General features: G+C 28.7%; 7 protein-coding genes. 3 read left to right on the forward strand and 4 right to left on the reverse strand.

All coding sequences use genetic code 11. The annotated features are described in order from the left end of the window. The first annotated feature begins 314 nt into the window (after window positions 1-314). The gene (locus FGK85_RS14120; protein WP_138207700.1) at window positions 315-1,217 is read left to right on the forward strand and encodes a dihydroorotate dehydrogenase; all 903 of its coding nucleotides are present in this window, start codon (window positions 315-317) and stop codon (window positions 1,215-1,217) included. Between the two features lie 142 nt (window positions 1,218-1,359). Further along, on the forward strand, window positions 1,360-1,926 hold the full coding sequence (gene pyrE, locus FGK85_RS14125) for an orotate phosphoribosyltransferase (protein ID WP_138207690.1): 567 nt from the start codon (window positions 1,360-1,362) through the stop codon (window positions 1,924-1,926). Window positions 1,927-2,143: 217 nt separating this feature from the next. On the opposite strand, the gene FGK85_RS14130 is transcribed toward pyrE, so the two are convergent. The 4 genes from FGK85_RS14130 to FGK85_RS14145 all read right to left on the reverse strand — a co-directional run bounded on the left by FGK85_RS14130 (window position 2,144) and on the right by FGK85_RS14145 (window position 6,189). Further along, window positions 2,144-2,923: a nitroreductase family protein gene (locus tag FGK85_RS14130; protein WP_138207692.1), complete on the reverse strand. Its 780-nt coding sequence runs from the start codon at window positions 2,921-2,923 to the stop codon at window positions 2,144-2,146. Between the two features lie 251 nt (window positions 2,924-3,174). Continuing rightward, complete coding sequence (locus tag FGK85_RS14135; RefSeq protein WP_138207694.1) at window positions 3,175-3,732, reverse strand: ferritin-like domain-containing protein; 558 nt, start codon at window positions 3,730-3,732, stop codon at window positions 3,175-3,177. Between the two features lie 340 nt (window positions 3,733-4,072). Then, a complete protein-coding gene (locus FGK85_RS14140) occupies window positions 4,073-5,662 on the reverse strand; it encodes an ABC-F family ATP-binding cassette domain-containing protein (protein WP_138207696.1) in 1,590 nt (529 codons plus the stop codon). A gap of 164 nt (window positions 5,663-5,826) precedes the next feature. Beyond that, on the reverse strand, window positions 5,827-6,189 hold the full coding sequence (locus tag FGK85_RS14145) for a phage holin family protein (RefSeq protein WP_138207698.1): 363 nt from the start codon (window positions 6,187-6,189) through the stop codon (window positions 5,827-5,829). Between the two features lie 262 nt (window positions 6,190-6,451). Here FGK85_RS14145 and FGK85_RS14150 point away from each other — a divergent pair. Beyond that, window positions 6,452-6,826, forward strand: a 375-nt coding sequence (locus FGK85_RS14150; RefSeq protein ID WP_341472459.1) for a hypothetical protein, incomplete at its 3' end; no start/stop codon positions are given.

The raw sequence follows: 6,826 nt of genomic DNA on the forward strand, positions 1-6,826 counted from the left end.
AAAGCCTAGCGGCTAAAGAATTAGTGCATTTTATTTATGAGCAAGCTAAAAACAATGTACCCATAGAATTAATACTTGATGAGCTGAAATTAGCTTCTTAGAAAAATTTTCAAGTTATTTATAGGACAAATATAGTGTGAAACACTGTAACTATATTCCTGTCAAGGAATTTGAATCTACAATTGGTATTTCAACTTCTTAAATTAAAGAAGTTAAGTAAAAACATAAAAATATTAAAAAGTAAAATATGTTAAAATAAGAAATATTTTAATGACTTCTAAAACTGTGAGAGGATTTGATAATATATGAGTAATATGGATACTTCTTTAAGTATATGCGGTGTTAAGTTCAAAAATCCTGTTATTGCAGCTTCAGGAACCTTTGGTTTTGGACAAGAGTTCAATAAGCTATACCCTGTAGAAAAATTAGGTGGTATATGTTCAAAGGGATTAACTCTAAATGAAAAAGCAGGCAATGCTGGTGTGAGGGTTCATGAAACTAGAGCTGGAATGATGAACAGTGTTGGACTTCAAAATCCTGGAGTGGATTTATTTATAAAAAAAGAGCTTCCCCAAATGAAAGAATTAGGAACAAATATTATAGCTAATCTTGGAGGAAATAATTTAGAAGATTATTTAGAAGGTGTAGAAAAGTTAAATAATACAGAGGTTCAAATGATAGAGCTTAATATATCTTGCCCAAATGTGAAAGAAGGGGGTATGGCCTTTGGTATAAAATCAGAGGTTGCCTACAATGTGGTTAAGGAAGTAAAAAAAATATGTAAAAAACCTCTTATGGTGAAGCTTTCACCCAATGCAGAAAATATAGTACATATGGCATTAAAATGTGAAGAAGCAGGGGCAGACGCACTTTCATTGGTAAATACATTTAAAGCTATGGCAATAGATATAAATACTGGTAAACCAGTGTTTAAAAATGTATTTGCAGGACTTTCAGGTCCTTGTATAAAGCCTATAGCCTTGAGAATGGTATATGAGGTTTGTGAAAATGTTCATGTACCTGTGGTAGGCATGGGAGGAATAGAAAGCTGGAAGGATGCAGTGGAATTTCTAATGGCAGGAGCTTCAGCAGTACAAATAGGAACAGTAAATTTTTCAAATCCATACGTTTGCTTAGAAATAATTAAAGGCATAGAAGAATTTATGGAAAGAAAACATATTAGTTCACTATCACAACTTAAAATGAGTATAAAGTAAATTTTAAATTAGAAGTTTTCTTTATTAAGATAATATAAAACTTAAAGCTATAAAATAAAATTCAGTTATAAGTTTTATATATGTATGAAACAGAAATAAAACATTAATAAATTTAAAAATATAAATATTGGGAGGAATTATAATGAATAATATGGTTATAGATACATTAAAGGAATGTGATGCTCTTTTAGAAGGACACTTTTTATTGTCTAGTGGAAAACATAGTAATAGATATGTACAGTGTGCGAAATTACTTCAATATCCAGATAAAGCAGAGAAAGTTTTGAAAGTGGTTGTAGATAAAATAAAAGATGTGGAATTTGATATAGTTGTAGGACCTGCCATGGGAGGGGTTATAGTTGCATATGAAATAGGAAGACAGACAGGGAAACCTGCTATATTTACTGAAAGAGTAGATGGAAAAATGGATTTAAGAAGAGGGTTTCAGATACAAAAAGGACAAAGGATATTAATAACTGAAGATGTAATAACTACAGGAAAATCTTCTATGGAAACAGCAAGATTGCTAGAAGAATTAGGTGGAGAAGTGGTAGGCATTTGTTGCATAGCTGATAGAGGAGAAAGTGATATGCCTTATACTATATATAGTTCTACAAAAATAGAAATTAAAAGTTATGAAAAAGAAACATGTCCACTATGTAAGGAAAATATACCATATATAAAACCAGGAAGTAGAAATATAAAATAGCATTGTATAATATACATTAATTATTCAACTTTAGCAGTTATAAAATAAAATTTTGTATAAAAGCTTAAATTGCTTACATTAAATTGTAAATTTAAAAATCTCCAATGTCCCATTAATAATCCCTATTTATAATTTGGTATTATTAATGGTATATTGGAGATTTTAATAATTAAAGAAGGTAAAAAAATAAGAAATTTAGGAAATTTGAGTTTGCATATTAATTAGAAAATTTTACACTTAGTATATATTTAAGATTTCTCTTACTTAAAGTTGTGTCTTTAAAAATAGAAGTTTTAAAACCTATTTCCTCAGCACACTTAATTATATGGCAAATACCTATGCCCATATCTATAAGATTCATTCTAGCTAATAATTTTTCAGTAATAAAATTTTTAGTTTTCATATATAGGTGCATGGTATTTTTTTCTATAAATATTCGCCAAGGCTGTGAATTAACAGCCGAAGGAGCTATTCTTAAAGCATTTAATATGGGCATAAAGTTTTCTTTTATGTCCCCCTGAACAAAATCTTCTATATTTAATCTATTTCGTTTAGAAATAGGGTATAAATCTTCCATAGCATATCCGAAGGATATTAAAATAACATAAGATTGATTAGTTTTTATAGAAGAAATTTGGTTAAAATATTTTTGTTCAATGGAGCGTCCTAGCCAACAACTCCCTATGCCTAATGCGGTTAGTTTAAGTACTAATTGTTCACCTATAAAACCAACATTTTCAAGATATCCAGGTGCTTCTTTGGAAGTAATAGCAATGTAATGAGGTGCTATTACTTTAGAGTACATATTTGCAATACCCTTAAATGATTCAGAAATTAATTTACCATTTTCGAAAAATATAATGTCAAAGGGGATATCATTAAGGGGAGATATCTCAGTTACGAACCATTTTATTGCATCCATGTGAGACCTAGATATGGGTTGATCTGTATATCTTCTTACAGATCTTCTTAAATTCATGGCTTCAATATTGCTCATGGTATCTAGCCCTCCAATCCACCCATCAATTTATTTAAACTGTAGCTGCTAATGGAATTTTTTCATACATTATATAAATTATTAATACTAAATTTAAATTTGTTATTTTCTAAGAAATAATATTTAAATTTATGTATTAATTAGATTATAATTCAAAAATATGATTTTTGCAAATTTTCACACTATTATTTTTACATATTTTTATATTTTAGTATTTATTTTATTGTTTTTTATTAAAATTAGTATAAATATCATTGATTAAGAGGTCTATAAACAATACCACAAAATTTTTTTAGTGCATCATTGAAAAGATTTATATGAACTTTTTCATCTAGGATTATTCTTTGAAGTATTGCTTTAATGTATGGGTCTTCAATTATAAATATATGCTTTTGGTATTCTTCTATAGCTTTATATTCAGAGTCTATATCGGCTTTTAACCTTTCACAAAGGGTTATGCCATAATAAACAAAGCTTCCATTCCAAAAGTTGCCACAGGTGCTATAAGAGCCTCTGATTACTGGATTGCCGCCTAATTTTTTTATCACATCAGCTAATATTTCCATATGAAGCATTTCTGTTATGGATACATTTTCTAAAAGTTCTCCTAATTCATCATTAATATCTTTAAAAAAGAAATAATGATATAAATATTGACTAATAGCAGTAAATTCACTAACCATTCCTGCATAGTCATCCATTAATATAGAAGCATAATAAAGGTTGGGACGAAGTACTCTTACTTCAGGATATGGAGAAGGATCAGCGTATTTATCTCTTTTATGCATTTCATAATCAATTTTACTCAAAATAAATTCCCCCTATACAAAATCTTATTACTACTATATATTTTTCATAACTTAAGATTATGAATATATGAGGTAAAATATTAATAACTTAATTTTCGCATATAAATTTTAAGCTTTACATTAGGTAAATAAATGTTCTTAATTTAAAATTTAGAACGTAAGATGGGAATTTGCGGAGTGGATAAGAATTAAGTGAGAAGTAAGAAGTACAAATTAATGATAAAACTCCTAGAGTTTTATCATTAACTCTTACTTCTTACTTTTTACTTCTTAGCTATTACCTATTAACTGCAAGTTTTATTTTTTTATTTTATAACTTCGAAAGTTGAATTAAGAGTTTTTACAAACCTATACTTTCAAGATATTCATCATAAGTCATCTTTTTATCTATAATGCCAGTAGATTTAATTTCAATAATTCTATTTGCAATGGTTTCAATAAATTGATGGTCGTGAGAGGTAAATAAAATATTGCTTTTATAGTCTTTTAAACCATTGTTTAAAGCTGTAATAGATTCAAGGTCTAAATGATTAGTAGGTTGATCTAACATAAGTACATTTGCAGTGCTTAGCATCATCTTAGAAAGCATGCATCTAACCTTCTCACCACCAGAAAGTACATTGGCCTTTTTTAGAGCTTCTTCACCTGAGAATAACATCTTACCTAAAAATCCTCTTAAGTAGCTTTCAGATTTTTCTTCTGAGAATTGACGAAGCCAATCTACAAGGGATAAATCTACACCATTAAAAAATTCTGAGTTATCTTTAGGAAAATATGAAGTTGTAATGGTAATACCCCATTTATATGAACCGCTGTCAGGTTCCATTTCTCCAGATAGTATTTTAAATAATGTAGTATTTGCTATTTCGTTATGCCCTACAAAAGCGATTTTATCACCTTTTGAAACAATGAAGCTTACGTTATCTAGTACTTTAACTCCATCAATAGTTTTAGTTAATCCTTCTACTGTAAGTATATCATTACCTACTTCTCTTTCCGGTTTAAAGCCAACATAAGGATATCTTCTACTAGATGGTTGAATATCATCTAGATTAATTTTGTCTAATAACTTTTTACGAGAAGTAGCTTGTTTAGATTTAGAAGCATTTGCACTAAAACGAGCAATAAATTCTTGAAGTTCTTTAATCTTTTCTTCTTTTTTCTTATTTTGATCTTTAGCCATTTGAAGAGCTAATTGGCTAGATTCATACCAAAAATCGTAGTTTCCAACGTATAGTTTGATTTTACCAAAGTCCACATCTGCCATGTGAGTACAAACTTTATTTAAGAAGTGTCTATCGTGGGATACTACAATTACAGTTCCTTCAAAGTCAATTAGAAACTCTTCTAACCAATTTATAGATTTTATATCTAAATGGTTTGTAGGCTCGTCCAAGACTAGTATTCCAGGATTTCCAAATAAAGCCTGTGCAAGTAATACCTTAACTTTTTCACCACCAGATAATTCCTCTACTTTTTTGTAATGTAAATCTGTATCTATACCTAAACCTTGAAGAAGAGAAGAGGCTTCGGATTCAGCTTCCCAGCCGTTTAATTCTGCAAATTCACATTCAAGTTCAGAAGCTTTAATTCCATCTTCATCGCTAAAATCAGGTTTTGCATATAGAGCATCTTTTTCCTTTATAATATCGTATAATCTTTTATTTCCCATAATAACTGTTTCTAAAACTTCATATTGGTCATATTCATAGTGGTCCTGTTTTAAAACGGACATTCTAGTGCCAGGAGCAACAACAACTTCACCAGTATTAGGTTCTATTTCGCCAGACAATATCTTTAAAAAAGTACTTTTCCCAGCACCGTTTGCACCTATTACTCCGTAGCAATTACCAGGAGTAAATTTTAAATTTACATCTTCAAAAAGTTTTCTTTCACCATATCTTAAACTAACATTCAATATATTAATCACATTAATTCCACCCTTTATTTAAATTTTCATACTCAATTCGACATTATATCATATAATTACACGGATTTCATCAATAAAATAAAAGGAATTACGAATATTTGTAATTCCTTTTATTTTTATAGTAATTTTAATAAGAGTATATTTTTATAGGTGTCATAATAAAGTTACATAACTCTACCTGGTATTATAGCATCTACTATTCCAATAATGACAGCTGCAATTATTGCACCTAATATGGTAACTCTCATAGTAGGTACTATAAATTGTGTTAAGTAAAGTATTAAAGCTGCAATTAAAAAGCCCTTTATACCTTTGCCAAAGGGAGAAGCATCGATTTTCATAAATCTTTCTACTAAATAGTCTAATACACTTATTACCACTGAAGCTAATAGTAATGGCCATAATCCATCAATAGTAAAGCCAGGAGTTAAAAATGCTGTTATACTCACAACTACAGCAGTTACTACTAGTCTAATTAAATAGTTTCCAATACTTGATCTTTCTTTTTCGGGTCTATTTTCACTCATGTTTAATCACTCCTTATTTAAATCATTAGTTATATATATTTTGCACAAAAATATTAAAAATATTTTACTTTTAGCCAGAAGTTTAGCGCTTAAAAATTTTTGGGGCGTGAGCCCGCTGATTTATAATGAATGATTGAGGGTTAGGTTAAAAACCATAAATTCTGATTTTTGCTGGAAATTTTAGAGAAAAAATTTGCATAATAAAAGCATCCTTTTTATAATAGTTTTTACTAGAAACCAACTTAAAAAGGATGCTGATAAAATGAGTAAAAGTTATTTAAAACAATTACTTACTTATATTAATAAGGTATACGATATAGGTGAAAAAATCAATAACTTAAAAGATAAAAGAATAAAATCTGATGTAAAAATTTCAACAATTACCTTCGTGGTGTTATTTGGATTTATGCTTCAGATAAGAAGTTTCAATAGATTAGAACATTGGCTTAAAAAAGGCAAGTTTAAAAAAGTAATACCTAAAAAAACTAAAATGCCACGCATTGATGCCGTTAGGCGCTCCTTAAGTGATTTTGATTTAGATGGATTAAAAGAAATTCATAAACATATAATAAAAACCATTGTAAAAAATAAAGTATTTAGAAATGGTACTATAGATAAATTAAAAGTAGTTGCCATA

The sequence above is a fragment of the Haloimpatiens lingqiaonensis genome (assembly GCF_901447495.1).
Classification (GTDB): Bacteria; Bacillota; Clostridia; order Clostridiales; family Clostridiaceae; genus Haloimpatiens; species Haloimpatiens lingqiaonensis.